This is a genomic window from Oceanicella actignis (assembly GCF_900111545.1).
GTDB classification, from domain to species: Bacteria; Pseudomonadota; Alphaproteobacteria; order Rhodobacterales; family Rhodobacteraceae; genus Oceanicella; species Oceanicella actignis.
The window spans coordinates 1-18,353 of sequence record NZ_FOHL01000004.1 but is presented as its reverse complement, the minus strand read 5'-3'; the positions used below and the strand labels follow the sequence as shown (position 1 = coordinate 18,353).

Annotated in this window: 12 protein-coding genes and 1 tRNA gene; 12 read left to right on the top strand and 1 reads right to left on the bottom strand. The window is 72.5% G+C overall.

Annotation, left to right across the window (positions count from 1 at the left end; genetic code table 11):
* The first annotated feature begins 95 nt into the window (after positions 1–95).
* The 9 genes from BMW67_RS07850 to BMW67_RS07810 all read left to right on the top strand — a co-directional run bounded on the left by BMW67_RS07850 (position 96) and on the right by BMW67_RS07810 (position 13,317).
* Positions 96–1,871 (top strand): acyclic terpene utilization AtuA family protein, encoded by a 1,776-nt coding sequence (locus BMW67_RS07850; RefSeq protein WP_072746989.1) that lies wholly within the window; start codon positions 96–98, stop codon positions 1,869–1,871.
* A complete protein-coding gene (locus BMW67_RS07845; RefSeq protein WP_072746988.1) occupies positions 1,868–3,487 on the top strand; it encodes an acyl-CoA carboxylase subunit beta in 1,620 nt (539 codons plus the stop codon). Before BMW67_RS07850 ends, BMW67_RS07845 begins: the two co-directional genes overlap by 4 nt.
* Positions 3,488–3,489: 2 nt before the next feature.
* Positions 3,490–4,290: an enoyl-CoA hydratase-related protein gene (locus BMW67_RS07840; RefSeq protein ID WP_072746987.1), complete on the top strand. Its 801-nt coding sequence runs from the start codon at positions 3,490–3,492 to the stop codon at positions 4,288–4,290.
* A 2-nt stretch (positions 4,291–4,292) separates the two neighbouring features.
* Positions 4,293–6,245, top strand: a complete 1,953-nt coding sequence (locus tag BMW67_RS07835; RefSeq protein ID WP_342707601.1) for an acetyl/propionyl/methylcrotonyl-CoA carboxylase subunit alpha — start codon at positions 4,293–4,295, stop codon at positions 6,243–6,245.
* Between the two features lie 25 nt (positions 6,246–6,270).
* The gene (locus BMW67_RS07830) at positions 6,271–7,401 is read left to right on the top strand and encodes a nitronate monooxygenase (protein WP_072746985.1); all 1,131 of its coding nucleotides are present in this window, start codon (positions 6,271–6,273) and stop codon (positions 7,399–7,401) included.
* A 2-nt stretch (positions 7,402–7,403) separates the two neighbouring features.
* Positions 7,404–8,198: a TIGR03084 family metal-binding protein gene (locus BMW67_RS07825; protein ID WP_342707600.1), complete on the top strand. Its 795-nt coding sequence runs from the start codon at positions 7,404–7,406 to the stop codon at positions 8,196–8,198.
* 284 nt (positions 8,199–8,482) lie between these two features.
* The gene (locus BMW67_RS07820; RefSeq protein ID WP_072746984.1) at positions 8,483–9,574 is read left to right on the top strand and encodes a TRAP transporter substrate-binding protein; all 1,092 of its coding nucleotides are present in this window, start codon (positions 8,483–8,485) and stop codon (positions 9,572–9,574) included.
* Positions 9,575–9,637: 63 nt separating this feature from the next.
* Positions 9,638–10,648: a TRAP transporter small permease subunit gene (locus BMW67_RS07815; RefSeq protein ID WP_072746983.1), complete on the top strand. Its 1,011-nt coding sequence runs from the start codon at positions 9,638–9,640 to the stop codon at positions 10,646–10,648.
* A gap of 14 nt (positions 10,649–10,662) precedes the next feature.
* Positions 10,663–13,317 carry a TRAP transporter large permease subunit gene (locus BMW67_RS07810; RefSeq protein WP_072746982.1) on the top strand — a complete coding sequence of 885 codons (2,655 nt, stop codon included), beginning with the start codon at positions 10,663–10,665 and terminating at the stop codon, positions 13,315–13,317.
* 46 nt (positions 13,318–13,363) lie between these two features.
* Here the strand turns inward: BMW67_RS07810 and BMW67_RS07805 are convergent, their stop codons facing one another.
* A complete protein-coding gene (locus BMW67_RS07805; RefSeq protein ID WP_072746981.1) occupies positions 13,364–13,822 on the bottom strand; it encodes an Lrp/AsnC family transcriptional regulator in 459 nt (152 codons plus the stop codon).
* A 127-nt stretch (positions 13,823–13,949) separates the two neighbouring features.
* Between BMW67_RS07805 and putA the strand changes: the two genes are divergently transcribed.
* From putA to BMW67_RS07790, 3 genes are all read left to right on the top strand, one after another.
* Entirely contained in the window at positions 13,950–17,606 is a 3,657-nt protein-coding gene (putA, locus tag BMW67_RS07800) for a bifunctional proline dehydrogenase/L-glutamate gamma-semialdehyde dehydrogenase PutA (protein WP_072746980.1), read from the top strand.
* 55 nt (positions 17,607–17,661) lie between these two features.
* Positions 17,662–17,735 (top strand) — tRNA-Gly (locus BMW67_RS07795).
* Between the two features lie 133 nt (positions 17,736–17,868).
* On the top strand, positions 17,869–18,353 hold a 485-nt coding region (locus BMW67_RS07790), incomplete at its 3' end, for a GTP-binding protein (RefSeq protein ID WP_125459003.1).

Below are 18,353 nucleotides of genomic sequence, written 5' to 3'. Positions count from 1 at the left end.
CCTTTTCGGCTTGCGCGGCGCGCGGGTTTCGACAAACATACAGACAGAACGTTCGTTCTGACGCAAGCGGAAAGGACGGCGAGGGAGGCGGCGCCATGGCGGACATCATCAGAATCGGCGGCGCGAGCGGCTTCTGGGGCGACGCGCCCCATGCCGCGCGGCAGCTGCTGGATGCGGGCGTGGATGCGCTGATCTTCGACTATCTGGCCGAGATCACCATGTCGATCATGGCGCGGGCGCGGGCCGCCGACCCGGCCATGGGCTATGCGACCGACTTCGTGACCGCCGCCATGGCGCCCAATCTGCGCGCGATCGCCCGGGGCGGCGTCGCCGTGGTCTCGAACGCGGGCGGCGTGAACCCGCCCGCCTGCGCCGCGGCGCTGCGCGCCGAGATCGCGCGCCAGGGGCTTGATCTGACCGTGGCCTGCGTGACCGGCGACGACCTGACCGCCCGCGCCGCCGAATTCGCCGATCGGGTCGAGATGTTCTCGGGCGCGCCCTTTCCGCCGGCCGCGAAGGTGGCCTCGATCAACGCCTATCTGGGCGCCGTTCCCATCGCCGAGGCGCTGCGCCGCGGGGCGGACGTGGTCGTCGCCGGCCGCTGCGCCGACAGCGCGCTGGCGCTGGGCGTGCTGATGCATCGCTTCGGCTGGGGGCCGGACGATCATGACCTGCTGGCGGCCGGCTCGCTGGTCGGCCATCTGCTCGAATGCGGCACGCAGGCGACCGGGGGCAACTTCACCGACTGGCGCACGGTCGGCGACTTCGCCCGCATCGGCTATCCGATCGCCGAGGTCCGCCCCGACGGGACCGCCGACATCGTCTTGCCCGAGGGCTGCGCGGGGCTCGTCTCGCCCGCGACGGTGGGCGAGCAGATGCTTTACGAGATCGAGGACCCGCAATCCTACGCGCTGCCCGACGTGATCTGCGACTTTTCGGGCGTGACGCTGACGCAGGCCGGGCCGAACCGGGTGCGCGTCGCCGGCGCGCGCGGGCGCGCGCCCAGCGGGCTGCTGAAGGTCGGCGCGACCTGGGCCGACGGGTTCCGCGCCGGCCAGATCTTCGCCTTCGAGGGCCGCGACGCGCGCGAGAAGGCCGCCGTCTTCGCCCGCGCGGTCGAGGATCGCGCCCGAGCGGCGCTGCGGGCCATGAACGCCCCCGATTTCGACCGGATCAGCGCCGAGATCTCGGGCGGCCGCGTCGATGACCCGCCCGGCTACGAGGAGGTCGCGCTCAAGCTGGCGGTCCGGCATGCCGACGCGCGCGCGGTGGCGACGTATCTGAAGGCGGCCATCGGCCTGGCCCTGTCGGCCCCGCCCGGGCTGAGCATGTTCGCCGGCGCGCGGCCCAAGCCCTCGCCGGTGGTGCGGCTGTTCTCGTTCCTTCTGCCGGCCGAAGAGGCGCGCGCGCGCCTCGACATCGGCGACCCGGCGCCCCTGCCCGCGCCGCGCGGCGCGTCCGACGCGCCCCCGCCGCGCCCCGCGCCCCCGCCGCCGCCCGAGGCGCCCGCGGCCGGGACCGCGCCGCTCGAACGGCTGGCCTGGGCGCGTTCGGGCGACAAGGGCGACCGGGTGAATGTGGGGGTCATCGCGCGCCGCCCCGAATGGCTGCCGCTGATCTGGGCGGCGCTGACCGAGGAGCGCGTCGCCGAGGTCTTCGCGCGCTTCGGCCCCTCGCGCGTCGAACGCTTCCTGCTGCCGGGGATCAACGCCATGAACATCGTGCTGCATGACGTGCTCGAGGGCGGGGGCGTGGCCTCGCTGCGCGCCGACCCGCAGGGCAAGGGCTATGCGCAGCGCCTGCTGGCCGCGCATGTGCCGGCGCCCGCCGAGCTTGCCGAAGCCGCCAAGCCCCGGGAGGGCCGCCCATGACCGTGTTCCGATCGCGCATCTCGCCCGCCTCGGCCGAGTTCGCCGCCAACCGCGCCGACATGCTGGCGCTGGTCGATCGGCTGCGCGCGCTCGAGGCGCGGGCCGCCGCCGCCTCGGAGAAACGCCGCGCCCGGTTCGAGGAGCGCGGCCAGCTGACCCCGCGCGAGCGCGTGGCGCGCCTGCTGGACCCGGGGGCGCCGTTTCTCGAGCTCTTCAGCCTGTGCAACTACATGGTCGAGGACCCCGATCCCGAAACCTCGATCCCCGGCGGGTCCATGATCGCCGGCATCGGCTTCGTCTCGGGCGTGCGCTGCATGGTGCTGGCCGACGACAGCGGCATCAACGCCGGCGCCGTCACGCCCAAGAGCGTGGACAAGGCGCTGCGGGTGCTGGACATCGCCATGCGCCAGAAGCTGCCGCTGGTGCATCTGGTCGAAAGCGCCGGCGCCAACCTGATGAACTACGAGGTCGAGCTGTGGGCCCATGGCGGCGCCATGTTCTGCAAGCTGGCGCGGCTGAGCGCGGCGGGCATCCCCACGATCACGGTCCTGCACGGCCCCTCGACCGCGGGCGGCGCCTATCAGCCGGGCCTGTCGGACTACGTCATCGGCGTGCGCCGCAACGGCATGGCCGCGCTGGCGGGCGCGGCGCTGGTGCGCGCCGCGACGGGCGAAAGCGCGACCGACGCCGAGCTGGGCGGGGTGGACATGCACGCCTCGGTCTCGGGGCTGGTCGAGTATGTGGCCGAGGACGACGCCGAGGGCCTGGCCATGGCGCGCGAGCTGATGGCCCGGCTCGACTGGAACCGCCGCTGCGCCGCGCCGCGCCCCTCCTTCGCCGAGCCCCTGCACGACCCGGACGAGATCGCCGGCCTCGTCCCCGTGGACTATCGCAAGCCCTACGACATGCGCGAGCTGGCCGCGCGGCTGGTCGACGGCTCGGACTTCATGGACTTCAAGCCGCGCTTCGGCGCCTCGACCGTGTGCCTTCAGGCCGCGATCCATGGCGTCGAGGTCGGCATCATCGGCAACAACGGCCCCATCGATCCGCAGGGCGCGGCCAAGGCGGCGCAGTTCATCCAGCTGTGCGACCAGGCCGACGCGCCGCTGATCTTCCTGTCCAACACCACCGGCTACATCGTCGGCGTCGAAAGCGAGCGCGCCGGCATGATCAAGCATGGCTCGAAGATGATCCAGGCGGTGTCGAACGCGCGCGTGCCCAAGATCACGCTCTATGTCGGGGCCAGCTTCGGCGCCGGGAACTACGGCATGTGCGGGCTGGGCTACGACCCCGACTTCCTGTTCGCCTGGCCCAATGCGCGCACGGGGGTGATGGGCGGCGCGCAGGCCGCCGGCGCCATGGATCTGGTCGCCCGCGCGGGCCTGCGCCGGCGCGGCCTCGAGCCCGACGAGGACAGGCTGGCCGCCCAGCGCGCCGCCATCCAGGCCCATTTCGAGCGGCAGGAGGACGCCTTCTACACCTCGGGCCGGATGCTGGACATGGGCGTGATCGACCCGCGCGACAGCCGCAAGGTGCTGGCCTTCGCCCTGCAGACCTGCCGCGAGGCGCGCGCGCGCCGTCTTCGGCCCAACGCCTTCGGCGTGGCGAGGATGTGACCATGGCCCGGAGCGAAATCGAGATCGAGCGCGACGGCCCCTGGCGCACCGTCTGGCTTTCGCGGCCGCAGGCGCGCAACGCCCTCACGCCGCAGATGGCCGCGCAGCTGCGCGAGGCTTGCGCGGCCATGGTCGCCGAGGGCGCGCGCGGCCTGACGCTGCGCGGGCGCGGCGGGGTGTTCTGCGCCGGCGGCGACCTCAAGGGCTTCGCCGCCGCGCTTGACGGCGGCATGGACCGCGCCGCCGCCGAGCGGATGAGCCGCGAGGCCGCGCGCCTGTTCGACGAGATCGACGCGCTGCCCATCCTGGTCGTGGCCGCGGTCGAGGGCGCGGCCGCCGCCGGCGGGGTGGGGCTGATGTGCGTCGCCGACGTCGCCATCGCGGCCGAGGACGCGCGCCTGGCCCTGACCGAGACGCGGCTGGGCCTGTCGCCCGCCCAGATCGCCCCTTTCGTGCTGCGGCGCACGGGGCCGGCGGCGGCGCGGCGGCTCATGCTGACCGGCGCCGCCCTCGACGCGCGCGAGGCCCAGCGCCTGGGCCTTGTGGATCAGGCCGTGCCCGCGGACCGGCTCGACGCGGCGCTGGCGGCCGTGCGCGCGCAGGCCCTCGCGGCCGCGCCCGGCGCCGTGGCCGAGACCAAGGCCCTGCTGCGCGCGCTGCCGGGGCTGGAGCGCGCGGCGCAGATCGAGCGCGCCGCGCGCGGCTTCGCCTGCCTTCTGACCGGCGACGAGGCGCGCGAGGGGCTGGCCGCCTTCGCCGCTCGCCGCAAACCGCGCTGGGCCGTGGCGGCCCCGGAGGAATGAGCATGTTCGACTCCATCCTTGTCGCCAATCGCGGCGAGATCGCCCTGCGCGTGATGCGCGCCGCGCGCAGCCTGGGGCTGCGCTGCATCGCCGTCCATTCGGACGAGGACGCCGACGCCCCCCATGTCGCCTTCGCCGACGACGCCGCGTGCATCGGCCCCGCCCCGGCGGCGCAAAGCTATCTGAACGCCGAGGCGATCCTGCGCGCGGCGCGCCGGACCGGGGCGCAGGCGATCCACCCGGGCTATGGCTTCCTGTCCGAGAACGCCGACTTCGCCCGCGCGGTCGAGGCGGCGGGGCTGGTCTTCGTCGGCCCGCCGCCCGAAGCCATCAAGCTGATGGGCGACAAGGCCGCCGCGCGCCGGCGCGTGGCCGAGGCCGGCGTGCCCTGCCTGCCCGGATATGACGGCCCCGACCAGTCCGACGCGCGCCTGATCGCCGAGGCGCGCGCCATCGGCGCGCCGCTCATGGTCAAGGCCGCGGCGGGCGGGGGCGGGCGCGGCATGCGCCTTGTGCGCGAGCTTGACGCGCTGCCCGACGCCCTCGCCCGCGCCCGGGCCGAGGCCCTGGCCGCCTTCGGGTCGGACGCGCTGATCCTGGAACGCGCGGCGCTGGGCGCGCGGCATGTCGAGATCCAGATCATGGCCGACGCCCACGGCGCGACGATCCATCTGGGCGAGCGCGACTGTTCGGTGCAGCGCCGCCACCAGAAGCTGATCGAAGAGGCCCCCAGCCCAGCCCTCGATCCCGAGCTGCGCGCGCGCATGGGCGCGGCGGCGACGGCGGCGGCGCGCGCGGCGGGGTATCGCGGCGCCGGCACGGTCGAGTTCCTTCTGGACCGGGGCGGCGACTTCTTCTTTCTCGAGATGAACACGCGCCTTCAGGTCGAGCACCCCGTGACCGAGGCGGTCTGCGGCCTTGACCTTGTCGCGCTTCAGATCCGCGTCGCGCAGGGCGCGCCCCTTGGCCTTGCGCAGGAGGATGTGCGCCTGAACGGCCACGCCATCGAGGTTCGCCTGTGCGCCGAGGATCCCGCCGCGGGGTTCCTGCCCTCGACCGGGCCGGTGGCGCTGTGGCGCGCGCCCGAGGGCGTGCGCGTCGATCACGGCGTGGGGCCGCGCATCTCGGCCCATTACGACTCGATGGCGGCCAAGATCATCGCCCATGGCCCCGACCGCGAAACCGCGCGCCGGCGGCTGATCGCCGCGCTCGAGCGCACGGCGCTGCTGGGGCCGGCGACCAATCGCGGCTTTCTGATCGCCGCCCTGCGCGCGCCGTTGTTCGCGCAAGGCGCCGCGACGACCGCCTTTCTGGACGAGGCGGGCGTGGACCCCGCGCCGCCCCTGAGCGAAGAGGACTGGGCGCTGGGCGCGCTGGCCGCCTTCCTGCGCGGGCGCCGCGCCTCGCGCGCGGCCATGGTCTCGGACCCCGCCGGGCTCGAGAACTGGTCCAGCGCCGGCGCCGCGGCATGGACGGCGCGCCTGCGCGCCGCCGAGGCCGAGCGCGCCCTTCGCGTGAGCGCGCGCGGCGCGGCGCTGCGCGTCGAGACCGGCGCCGCCGCCTTCGCCGCCCGGATCGAGCGCGACGAGCCCGACGGCGCGACGCTGCGCCTCGACGAAAGGCGCGTGCGCATGTTCCACGCCGCGCAGGGAGACGCGTTGCTGCTGGCCCTGCCCTGGCGCGACCTGCGCTTCACGCGCGCCGACCGCGCCGCCGCCGCGGGCGACCAGGCCGGGCCGGGGCTTGTGCGCGCGCCCATGCACGGCGTGCTGACCGACATGGCCGCCGAGCCGGGGCTTGAGGTCGCCCAGGGCCAGCGCCTGGCCACGCTCGAGGCGATGAAGATGCAGCACGACATCCGCGCCCCCGCCGCCGGGCGCGTCAAGGCCGTGCACGCGCAGGCCGGCGCGCAGGTGGCCGCGGGCGATCCGCTGGTCGAGATCGAAGAGCCGTGACGCGGCGCCGGGAAAGGAGCGAGCCATGAACTCGGAGCTTTGCCGAAGGCTGGGCATCGAATTTCCCCTGTTCGCCTTCTCGCACTGCCGCGACGTGGTGGCGGCGGTTTCGCGCGCGGGGGGCATGGGCGTGTTCGGGGCGGTGAAATACACGCCCGACGAGCTGCGGCGCGAGCTGGCCTGGATCGACGCCCATTGCGACGGCAAGCCCTACGGGGTGGATCTGATCGTGCCCAACGCCATGGCCGGCAAGGGCATGGCGCTGGACGACGACGCCCTGGCGGCCATGCTGCCCGAGCCCCAGCGCGCCTTCGTCGAGCGCCTTCTGGCCCAGGGCGGCCTGCCCGCCGCCGATCTCGACCAGGACCGCCGCGCCGCCCTGCGCGCCGCGCGCAACATGAGCGAGGCCGGCGCGGCCGAGATGCTCGAGGTCGCCTTCTCGTTTCCCATCCGCCTGATCGCCAATGCGCTGGGCGCGCCGCCGGCGGCGATGATCGAGATGGCCCGCGCGCGGGGCGTCCCGGTGGCCGCGCTGGTGGGCGCGCGCGAGCATGCGCTTGCGCAGATCGCGGCGGGCGTCGACATCCTGGTCGCGGCCGGCGCCGAGGCCGGCGGCCATTGCGGCGAGGTCCCGACCATGGTTCTGGTCCCCGAGGTGGTCGAGGTCGCGGGCGACGTTCCCGTGCTGGCCGCCGGCGGCATCGTGACCGGCCGCCAGATGGCGGCGGCGATGGCGATGGGCGCGGCCGGGGCCTGGTGCGGCTCGGTCTGGCTGACCACCGCCGAGGCCGAACCCCCCGAGCCGATCAAGCGCAAGCTGCTGGCCGCCGGCTCGCGCGACACGGTGCGCGCGCGCAGCCGCACGGGCAAGCCCTCGCGCCAGCTGCGCTCGGCCTGGACCGATGCGTGGGAAGGCCCCGACGCGCCGCCGCCCCTGCCCATGCCGCTGCAATCGCTGCTGACCGAACCGGCGCTCGCCCGCGTCGAGAAGCTGGCCGCCGCGGGCCATCCCGGCGCCGAGCGGCTGGCCACCTATTGGGTCGGGCAGGGCGTGGGGCTGATGCGCGCCGCCGGCTCGGCCGCCGCCGTGGTGCAGGAGTTCAAGACCGACTTCCTGGCCGCCTACGAGCGCCTGTCGCGCCTTCTGGAGGAATGAACATGATCGAGCAAGCCCGCGATTTCCGCGAAGAGAGCGAGACGCTGCACGCCGTCGTCGCCGATCTGCCCGAGGCCGATTTCGACCGCCCGACGCAGTTCAAGGGCTGGACGATCAACGACGTTCTGGGGCACCTGCATTTCTGGAACGTCGCCGCCGACCGCTCGCTGACCGACGAGCGCGCCTTCGACCAGATGTTGGCGCCGGTCATGGACCGGCTGGGCCGGCGCGGCCTGCGCCAGGCCGAGGACGAATGGCTGGGCGGCCTGCGCGGCCACGCGCTGCGCGAGGCCTGGCGCGCGCATTATCTGGACATGGCCGCGCGCTGGGCCGAGGCCGACCCCAGGGCGCGGGTGAAATGGGCCGGGCCCAGCATGTCGGCGCGCTCGTCCATCTCGGCGCGCATCATGGAGACCTGGGCCCATGGGCAGGAGGTGTTCGACCTTCTGGGGCTCGAGCGCAAAGAGACCGACCGCATCCGCAACGTCGTGGTGCTGGGGGTGAACGCCTATGGCTGGTCGTTCCGCGTGCGCGGCGAAGAGCCCCCCGCCCCCATGCCGCGCCTGCGGCTGACCGCGCCCTCGGGCGCCGTGTGGGAGTTCGGCGAGGGCCCTGATCTGATCGAGGGATCGGCCGTCGAGTTCTGCCAGGTCGTGACCCAGACGCGCAACGTCGCCGACACCGCCCTGCGCGTGGTCGGCCCGACCGCCGAGCGCTGGATGCGCACGGCCCAATGCTTCGCCGGACCGCCCGAGACGCCGCCCGCGCCGGGCACGCGCGGCCCGGTTCGGCGCTGAGGCGCCCGCGCCGCCCGCCCGCCCGGCGCGGGCGGCGCGGGCGCCGCGCCAAGGGCGGGCAAGCCGCATTCGCGCGCCGCGCATGGGCGGGCGGCGCATATCGCCGCGCGCGAAAGCGACGCGCCGTCAGGCGCTTGGCGCCGCCGCGGCGGGACCGATCGCCGCGTTGCAAGGCGTTGCGATTGACCATCGGGCCTGAAAGTGCAAATTGGCAGACCGGACGCGCTCAAACCGCCCGCGCAAAAGGCGGGCCGCGCGCCGATGACATCAGACGGGAGGTATGAATGGAACGCCGCAAGTTTCTGAAGGGCGCCGCGCTGGGCGGCGCGGCCGCCGCCGCCGGCGGGTTGGCCGCTCCGGCCGTCGCGCAGGCGCGCAAGACGATGACCATCGTCTCGACCTGGCCGCGCGACTTCCCCGGCCTGGGCATCAGCGCCCAGCGCCTGGCCCAGCGCATCACCGATCTGAGCGAAGGGCGCATCGTCACCGAGTATTTCGCCGCCGGCGAGCGCGTGGGCGCCTTCGACAGCTTCGACGAGGTCGCCTCGGGCAACGCGCAGGCCTATATCGGCGCCGACTACTACTGGAAGGGCAAGCACCCCGCGCTGGCCTACTTCACCGCCGTGCCCTTCGGCATGACCTACACCGAGCACACCGCCTGGATGAAATACGCCGGCGGCAACGAGCTGATGGACAAGGTCAAGGGCGAGTTCGGCCTCAAGGGCCTGCTGGCCGGCAACACGGGCTGCCAGATGGGCGGCTGGTTCAACAAGGAGATCGAGACCGCCGACGATCTCAAGGGCCTGAAGATGCGCATCCCCGGCCTTGGCGGCGACGTCATGGCCAAGCTGGGCGCCTCGCCGGTGTCGCTGCCCGGCGGCCAGATCTACGAGAACCTCGTCTCCGGCGCCATCGAGGCGACCGAGTGGGTCGGCCCCTACAACGACTACTTCATGAAGTTCTACGAGGCCGCCAAGTATTACTACTATCCCGGCATGCACGAGCCGGGCGCGGCCCTGTCGCTGACCATGAACGCGTCCTGGTGGGGCTCGCTGACCGATTGGGAGCGTCAGGTCATCACCGCGGCCGCCTATGAAGAGCACGCGAACTCGATGGACGAGGTGAACGCGCTCAACGGCGAATACCTGTCGAAGATGATCAACGAGAACGGCGTCGTGCTGAAGGAGTTCTCGGACGAGATCTACGAGAGCTTCGCCGAGGCCGCCGCCGAGGTGTTCGAAGAGACGCGCGCCCACTCGGAGCTGACCCGCGAGGTGGACGACAGCTTCCAGAAGGCGCTGCGCGAGATCGGCGCCTGGATGAAGATCTCGGACGTCGCCTACTCGCAAAAGCGCAACCGCGCGCTGGGCATCTGAGCCGCGCCGCTACGATGACGGGAACGGGGCTTCGGCCCCGTTCCTCGCACAGGGGGGAACGCGATGACCTTGTCTGGCGAAGAGGGCCGCAGGATCGGCAAGGCCGGCGGCAATGACGGGCTGGACGTCGCCGCGCGGCTTTTCGGCTGGGTCAACCTGGCCATGCTGGCGGTGTTCCTGGCCGAGATCTGGCTGATTTACGGCGCGCCCGAAATGCCGGGCCCGGCGCAGGCCCTGGCCGGCGGCGGCGCGGCGGCCTGGGTCATGCTGCTGGCCTGGCCGGCGGCGGCGCTGGCGGCTGCCTTCTGGGTCGTGCGCACGCCCCTGCGCGGCCTGCGCGAGGATTGCGACGACATCGCCGCCTTCAACGCGTTTCTGATCCGCGGCTGCTTCTTCGCGGTGCTGTATGTGGGCATCGCCGACGCCGCGATTTCCTTCCTGCGCGTCGAGGGCCTGCTCGAACAGGTCGTCGGCGCCGATCTCGCCTCGGATCTGGGGCGTTCGCATTTCCGCGGGCCGAACGTTCACCTGCCGCTTGTGGCGCTGGGGTTCGCGACGGCGTTCTTCTCGCGCACGCTCGGCTTCACCTGGCTGGCGCTGCTGATCGTGGCGGCCGAGCTGCTGATCGTGATCACGCGCTTCATCTTCTCCTACGAGCAGGCCTTCATGGGCGACCTCGTGCGCTTCTGGTATGCAGCGCTGTTTCTGTTCGCCTCGGCCCACACGCTGATGGAGGAGGGGCATGTGCGCGTCGACGTGTTCTACGCCGGCTTCCGCCCCCGCACCAAGGGCATGGTGAACGCCGTCGGGACGGTGCTGCTGGGCATGGTCCTGTGCTGGACGGTCCTCATCATCGGGTTCGCGGGCAGATCGGCCATCATCACCGGCGCGCTCTCGAACTACGAGGTCTCGCAGTCCGGGTTCGGCATGTATGTCAAATACCTGATGGCCGGGTATCTGGGCGTGTTCGCCATCACCATGCTGATCCAGTTCACCGCATATTTCTTCGACGCCGTCGCCGACTGGCGCGGCGAGCCGGGCGGCCGCGCCCATGACGGCGCGCACGCCGCCTGATCGGAATCGCTGACATGGAACTCGTTTTTCTGGCTCTTCTGATCCTGCTCATGGCGCTGGCGCTCGGCTCGGGCTATCCGGTCGCCTTCGCCCTGCCCGGCTCGGCGATCCTGGCCGTGGGTGCGGCGGCTGCGGCGGGTTGGCTGTTCGCCGGCTCGCCCGACGCCTATTTCGCCTCGGGCGGTCCGTCGCAATGGCTGTCGGCGGGGGTCACGAACCTGCGCGGCGTCTATTGGGAGGCCGAGCGCGACACGCTGATCGCGATTCCGCTCTTCATCTTCATGGGCATCATGCTGCAGCGCTCGCGCATCGCCGAGGACCTGCTGGTGACCATGGCGCAGCTGTTCGGGCCGATTCCCGGCGGGCTGGGCATCTCGGTGGTGTTCGTGGGCGCGCTGCTGGCGGCGACCACGGGCATCGTGGGCGCGACGGTGGTGGCGATGGGGCTGATCTCGTTGCCGGCGATGCTGCGCAACAACTACTCGAAGCCGCTGGCCACCGGCACCATCGCCGCCTCGGGCACGCTGGGGCAGATCATCCCGCCCTCGATCGTGCTGATCATCCTGGCCGACCAGCTGTCCAGCGCCGTCGACCAGGCGGGCACGGCGCGCAAGGCGCTTTACAAGGCCGCCACGGGCGAGCTGTCGATGCCCTCGGATTTCGACGTCGCCTCGACCTCGGCGGGCGAGATGTTCCTGGGCGCCTTCGTGCCCGGCCTGGTGCTGGTCGGGCTCTACATGGCGTTCATCCTGGTCTTCGCGCTGCTCAACCCCAAGAAGGCCCCCGCCGTGCCCTATGAGGGCGACTACGACGCGCGTTTCTGGGGCAAGGTGGCGATCACCCTGGTGCCGCCGCTGGCGCTGATCTTCCTGGTGCTGGGTTCGATCATCGCCGGCGTGGCGACGGTGAACCAGGCCGGCGCCATCGGCGCGGCGGGCGCGCTGGTGATGGCGGGCTACCGGCTCGAGACCGGGCCGCGGGCCTACGCGCCGGCGATCCTGTTCCTGATCTCGCTGGCGGTTGCGGGCTTCGCGCAGGTGGTCTATGCGCCCAACATCAAGAACATCCAGACCCCCGACGACCAGATCGGCGTCGTCATCGCCCTGATCGGCAGTGCGGGGCTGATCGCCTCGCTGGTATGGTCGGGCGCGCGGGCGCTGCGCATCGACAACACGCTGCAGGGCGTGATGGTCGAAACGGCCAAGACCTCGGCGCTGGTGTTCATCATCCTGATGGGCGCGGCCATGCTGACCGCCGCCTTCCGCGGCTTCGGCGGCGAGCATCTGGTGCAGGAGTTCCTGGAATCGCTGCCCGGCGGCTTCTGGATGCAGTTCTTCATCGTCATGATGGTGATCTTCATCCTGGGCTTCTTCCTGGACTTCATCGAGATCGCCGTGGTCGTGGTGCCGATCGTCGCGCCGATCCTGCTGGCCGATCCGGCCGCCAACGTCACCGCCGTGTGGCTGGGCGTGATGATCGGGCTGAACATCCAGACCTCGTTCCTGACGCCGCCCTTCGGCTTCGCGCTGTTCTACCTGCGCGGCGTGGCGCCCGCGGCGGTGCGCACGATCGAGATCTACAAGGGCGTCATCGCCTTCATCGCGCTGCAGCTGGTGGCGCTGGGCATCGTCGGCTTCTACCCGCCGCTGGCCAACTACCTGCCCACGCGCGTCTCGCTGACCTCGGAAACCGCGCCGCCGCCGCGCAACCCGAAGCTGCAGCTGTGCCTCGAGGAATACGTCGCCGAGCGCCTTGCGCACGACGCGGACCGGATCCGCGCCGTCGCCGATGCGCTGCGCGCCCAGGATCTGAGCTATCTGCCCTCGAAGCTGGCCAAGGACCTGACCGCCGGGCTCGACAAGGCCGAAGAGGCCATCGCGCTGCTCGGGCAGGCGCGCAAGGCGGCCGAGGCGGTCGCGGCCGCGGCCCCCGCCTATCGGCCCGTGCACGACGCCGTGCGCACGCTCGAGAAGGACATCCGCCGTCTGGACGAGGAGGCGGACCGCATCCGCACCCGCCTCAGCCGCCTGCGGCCCGAGGATGGCGACCAGCTCAAGCCCCGTCTCGAGGCGCGGCTCAAGGAGATCGAGACCGAGCGCGCCGCGCTGGCCGCGCGGATCCCCGCCGACTGGCCCGAGGTCTACAAGGCGTTCCACAAGCTGGACCAGGCCGAGAAGAACGCGCGCGCCGCCTATCGCCGCGCCGCGGATCAGAGCTACGAGGCCGCGGCCGAAATCAAGGCGACGCTGGCCGCGACCGAGGCGCTGCGCGCCCTGGCGCCCGATCTGCGCGCCCTGGCCGAGGCGGTGGCCGCGAACGAGCCTGCCGAGATGGTCGAGCCCGTGACCGAGATGCGCAGCCGTCTGGGCGATGTCGAGGGCGCCGGCGCAATCCGCTCGGCCGTGTCCAAGGCGCGCTCGGCCCTGCGCGCCCGCACGCCCGACAAGGCCGAGGCCATCGCCCAGATGCAGGCGGCGCTGAACGCGCTCGAGGCCGATCTGGCCTGGCGCGAGCGGGCGCTGGCCGAGCTGGCGCCGGCGCTCGATCGCTACGAGGCCGCCATCCGCGACACGCTGGGCGCGCGCCAGCAGCCCCGACTGACGCGCGAGCAGGCGCTGTTCATCGCCTCGTGTTCGGCGGATCACCGCGACATCTCGCTCAGCTTCTGAGCCACCACGACGCCCCGCCCCCGTGGCGGGGCGTTCGCTTTCGCGCTCAGTCGTCCTTCACCGCCTCCATGACCACAAAGGTCGAGCTGTGCGAGACATGCGGCAGGCGCGACAGCGTCTCGCCCAGCAGGCGGCGATAGGCGCCGATGTCGCGCGTGCGGATCTTGAGCAGATAGTCGAAGCCGCCCGCGATCATGTGACATTCGACGATCTGAGGAATGTCGGCCACCGCGCGGTTGAACGCTTCGAGCGCGTGCGAGCGCGTGTCCGACAGCGTGACCTGCGCGAAGGCCACATGCCCCGCCCCCAGCCGCGCGTGATCGACCCGCGCCGCGTAGCCGCGAATGACCCCCAGCCGCTCAAGCCGCTTGACCCGCGCCTGCACGGGCGACTTCGACAGGCCCACCTTTTCGGCCAGCCGGGCGAAGGACTGGCGCGCGTCGCGCTCCAGCTCGCGCACGATGCGCAGGTCGATGGAATCGAGTCGGTCGGTTTCTTCCTTCATGCGCGGGATGATGGCCGAAATGGACGACGAACAAAAGTCAGATGGCCCGAAACAGGCCCGCAAGACGGGACGCAAGCCCCCTCGCGGCGGGTTATGCTCGCAAGCATGAGCCCAGGAGAGCCCCGCCATGTCCCAGACCTTCGCCGATTCCGCCGCCCCCGCCGCCCTTGACGAGCTGCGCGCGCGCATGCGCCGCCGCATCCTGACCGACGAGAGCGAGGCCGTCGCCGCCCTGGCCGCCGCCGCGGGCCTGACCGCGGACGAGCGCGCCGCCATCGGCGCCCGCGCCGCCGACATGGTCCGCGCGATCCGCAAGCGCGACGATCCGGGGCTGATGGAGCTGTTCCTGGCCGAATACGGGCTGTCCACCCGCGAGGGCGTCGCGCTCATGTGCCTTGCCGAGGCCATGCTGCGCGTGCCCGACGCCGAGACCATCGACGACCTGATCCAGGACAAGGTCGCCCCCCATGACTGGGGCGCGCATCTGGGCGACAGCGGCTCGATCCTGGTCAACGCCTCGACCTGGGGGCTGATGCTGACCGGGCGCATGTTGTCGGACGAGGGCGAGGGCGTCGTCGCCGCCCTGCGCGGGCTGGTCCGGCGGCTGGGCGAGCCGGCGATCCGCCTGGCCGTCTCGCGCGCGATGCAGGAGATGGGCGCCCAGTTCGTGCTGGGCGAGACCATGGAGCAGGCCGTCAAGCGCGGCGCCCGGATGCGCGAGCGCGGCTACACCTTCTCTTACGACATGCTGGGCGAGGCCGCCCGCACCGACGCCGACGCGCTGCGCTATCACCGCGCCTACGCCAAGGCCATCCGCGTCGCCGGCGAGGGCGCGCGCGGCACGGTGCGCGACAATCCGGGCGTGTCGGTCAAGCTGTCGGCGCTGCATGCGCGCTACGAGTACGGCCAGCGCGACGTGATGCTGCCGGTGATGGTCGAGCGCCTGTCCGAGCTGGCCCGCGCGGCGGCCAGGGCCGGCATCGGCCTGAACATCGACGCCGAAGAGGCCGACCGCCTGGACCTGTCGCTTGACGTGATCGAGGCCGTTCTGTCGGACCCCGAGCTTGCCGGCTGGGACGGCTTCGGCGTCGTGGTCCAGGCCTACGGGCTACGCGCGCCCGAGGTGCTGGACTGGCTGCACGCGCTGGCCCGCAAGCTGGACCGGCGGATCATGGTGCGGCTGGTCAAGGGGGCCTACTGGGACTCGGAGATCAAGCGCGCCCAGGTGCTTGGGCTCGAGGGCTATCCCGTCTTCACCCGCAAGCGCCACACCGACGTCAGCTACATCGCCTGCGCGCGCAAGCTGCTGGGCATGACCGACCGCATCTATCCGCAATTCGCCACGCACAACGCGCACACCGCCGCCGCGGTCCTGCACATGGCCGGCGAGCGGCGCGATCATTTCGAATTCCAGCGCCTGCACGGCATGGGCGAGGGGCTGCATGATCTTCTGCTGTCCGAGCATGGCGTGCGCAGCCGCATCTACGCCCCGGTCGGCGCCCATCGCGACCTGCTGGCCTATCTGGTGCGGCGGCTGCTCGAGAACGGCGCGAACTCGTCCTTCGTGCACCAGATCGTGGACGAGGCCATTCCCCCCGAGGTCATCGCCGCCGACCCGATCGCCGCCGCCGAGGCGGATGAGTTCTCGCCCGATCCGACCATCCCGGCCCCGCCCGACCTCTACGGCGCCGAGCGGCGCAACTCGCGCGGGGTCGACCTGACCGATCCGCTGGCCGTGCGGGCGCTGGCGCGGGCGCGCGCGCCCTTCGCCGCGCCCCATCGCTGGATCGCCGGCGAAGAGGGCGCGCCGCGCGCCGTGACCAACCCCGCCGATCCGGCCGAGGTGGTGGGCGTGGCGCACGAGACCGACGCCCAAGGCGTGGCCCGCGCCGTCGCGCGCGCCCGCGCCGCCCAGCCGGCCTGGGAGGCGACGCCCGTCGCCGCCCGCGCCGCCATCCTGCGCGCGGCGGCCGATCTTTACGAAGACAACATGGCCGAGCTGATCGAGCTGGTCGCGCGCGAGGCGGGCAAGACCTGGCTCGACGGCGTGGCCGAGGTGCGCGAGGCGGTCGATTTCCTGCGCTACTACGCCGCCCAGGCGCCGCTGGCCGAGGCCGCCGGCCCCGCGCGCGGCGTGATCGCGTGCATCTCGCCCTGGAACTTTCCGCTGGCGATCTTCACCGGCCAGATCTCGGCCGCCCTCGCCACGGGCAACGCCGTGGTCGCCAAGCCGGCCGAGCAGACGCCGCTGACCGCCGCGCGCGCCGCCGCGCTTCTGGCCGAGGCGGGCCTGCCCGAGGACGTGCTGTGCATGGTCTATGGCGACGGCCCCGGCGTCGGCGCGCCGCTGACCGCCGATCCGGGGATCGACGGCGTATGCTTCACCGGCTCGACCGAGGTCGCCGCCCTGATCAACCGCCAGCTGGCCCGCAGCGCCCCCGAGGCGATGCTGATCGCCGAGACCGGCGGGCTCAACGCCATGATCGTCGACAGCTCGGCGCTGCCCGAACAGGCGGTGCGCGACATCCTGGCCAGCGCCTTCCAGTCGGCGGGGCAGCGCTGCTCGGCGCTGCGCATCCTTTATGTGCAGGAGGACGTCGCCGCGACGGTGACCGAGATGCTGCTGGGCGCGATGGACCTGCTGCGCATCGGCGACCCGCGCGCCCTGTCGACCGATGTCGGCCCGGTCATCGACGCCGAGGCGCGCGCCCGCATCGAGGCTCACATCGCCCGCGCCGAGGCCGAGGGGCGGCTGCTCAAGCGCCTCGAGGCGCCGGCGGGCGGGCTGTTCGTGGGGCCGGCGGTCATCCGCGTGCCGGGCATCGAGGCGCTGGAGGAAGAGATCTTCGGCCCCGTCCTGCACATCGCCACCTTCCGCGCGCCGGATCTGCCGCGCGTGGTCGAGGCCGTGAACGCGCGCGGCTACGGGCTGACCATGGGCGTGCACAGCCGCATCGACGGGCGCGTTCAGCGCATCGTCGATCGGGCGCATGTCGGCAACATCTATGTCAACCGCAACCAGATCGGCGCCGTGGTCGGCTGCCAGCCCTTCGGCGGCGAGGGGCTGTCGGGAACCGGGCCGAAGGCGGGCGGGCCGAACTATCTGCCCCGCTTCCGCCGGCCCGCGACGCAGCCGACGGCGGTTGCGGCCGGTCCGGCGCTGGACGAGGCCGCGGCCCGCGCCGCGCTCGAGCGCCTCGCCGCCGCGCCCGAGACGCGGGCCTGGGCGGCCGATCCCGCGCGCCTCGCCACGCTGCGCGCGCTGCTGCGCGGGCGCGCGGCCCGGGCGCTGGCGGCGGCGGCGGCGGTGGACATGGGGCCCATCGACCTGCCCGGACCGACCGGGGAATCGAACCAGCTGTGGCTTGCGCCCCGCGGCCCGGCGCTATGCCTTGGGCCGGACGAGGAGGCGCTGCTGACGCAATGCGTCCACGCGCTGGCCATGGGCTGCCCGGTCGTGGCCGCCGCGCCGGGGGCGCCGCGCATCCTGGCGCCGCTGCTGCGCGCGCCCGGCCGCGGCCGCGCCGCGCCGCCGCTCGTCGCGCTTGACGGCGCGCTCGACCCCGAGGCGCTGACGCGCCTGCCCATCGCGGTCGCCGCCGCCACGCCCTGCGCGCCCGACCGCTTCGCCGCGCTGCGCAGGGCTCTTGCAGCGCGCGAGGGGCCCATCGCGCCGCTGGTCGCCGGGCTGGACGCGCCGCAGGATTTCGCGCATGAGCGCGTGCTCAGCGTCGACACCACCGCGGCGGGCGGCAACGCCGAGCTGCTGGCGCGCTCGGCCTGAGCGGGGCGCGCCGGGCTTGCGTCCGGCGCGCCGCGGCGCTATCTGGAAAGCGTCGGCGGGCATGGTGAAACGGTATCACACGAGCCTTCCAAGCTCTTGTTGCGGGTTCGATTCCCGCTGCCCGCTCCACGCCTTCCCCATTTTCGCGCGCCGCGCGGAATGATGACCGCATTCCCTGTTGCGCTGCGACGCTTTTTTCACTAAGCGGGCGCGGTTGATCCGCGGTTGCGCGGATGGGACCTCGAAATCAGGGAACGGACGGATGGCGAAGGCAAAGTTCGAGCGCACGAAACCGCATGTGAACGTCGGCACGATCGGCCACGTTGACCACGGGAAGACGACGCTGACGGCTGCGATCACGAAGTATTTCGGCGAGTTCAAGGACTACAGCCAGATCGACGCGGCTCCCGAGGAGCGCGCGCGCGGCATCACGATCTCGACGGCGCATGTCGAGTACGAGACCGAGAAGCGCCACTACGCGCATGTCGACTGCCCGGGCCACGCGGACTACGTGAAGAACATGATCACGGGCGCGGCGCAGATGGACGGCGCGATCCTGGTGGTTTCGGCGGCGGACGGCCCGATGCCGCAGACGCGCGAGCACATCCTGCTGGCGCGCCAGGTGGGCGTTCCGGCGCTGGTGGTGTTCCTGAACAAGGTGGACCAGGTCGACGATCCCGAGCTGCTCGAGCTGGTCGAGATGGAGGTGCGCGAGCTGCTGTCCTCCTACGACTTCCCGGGCGACGA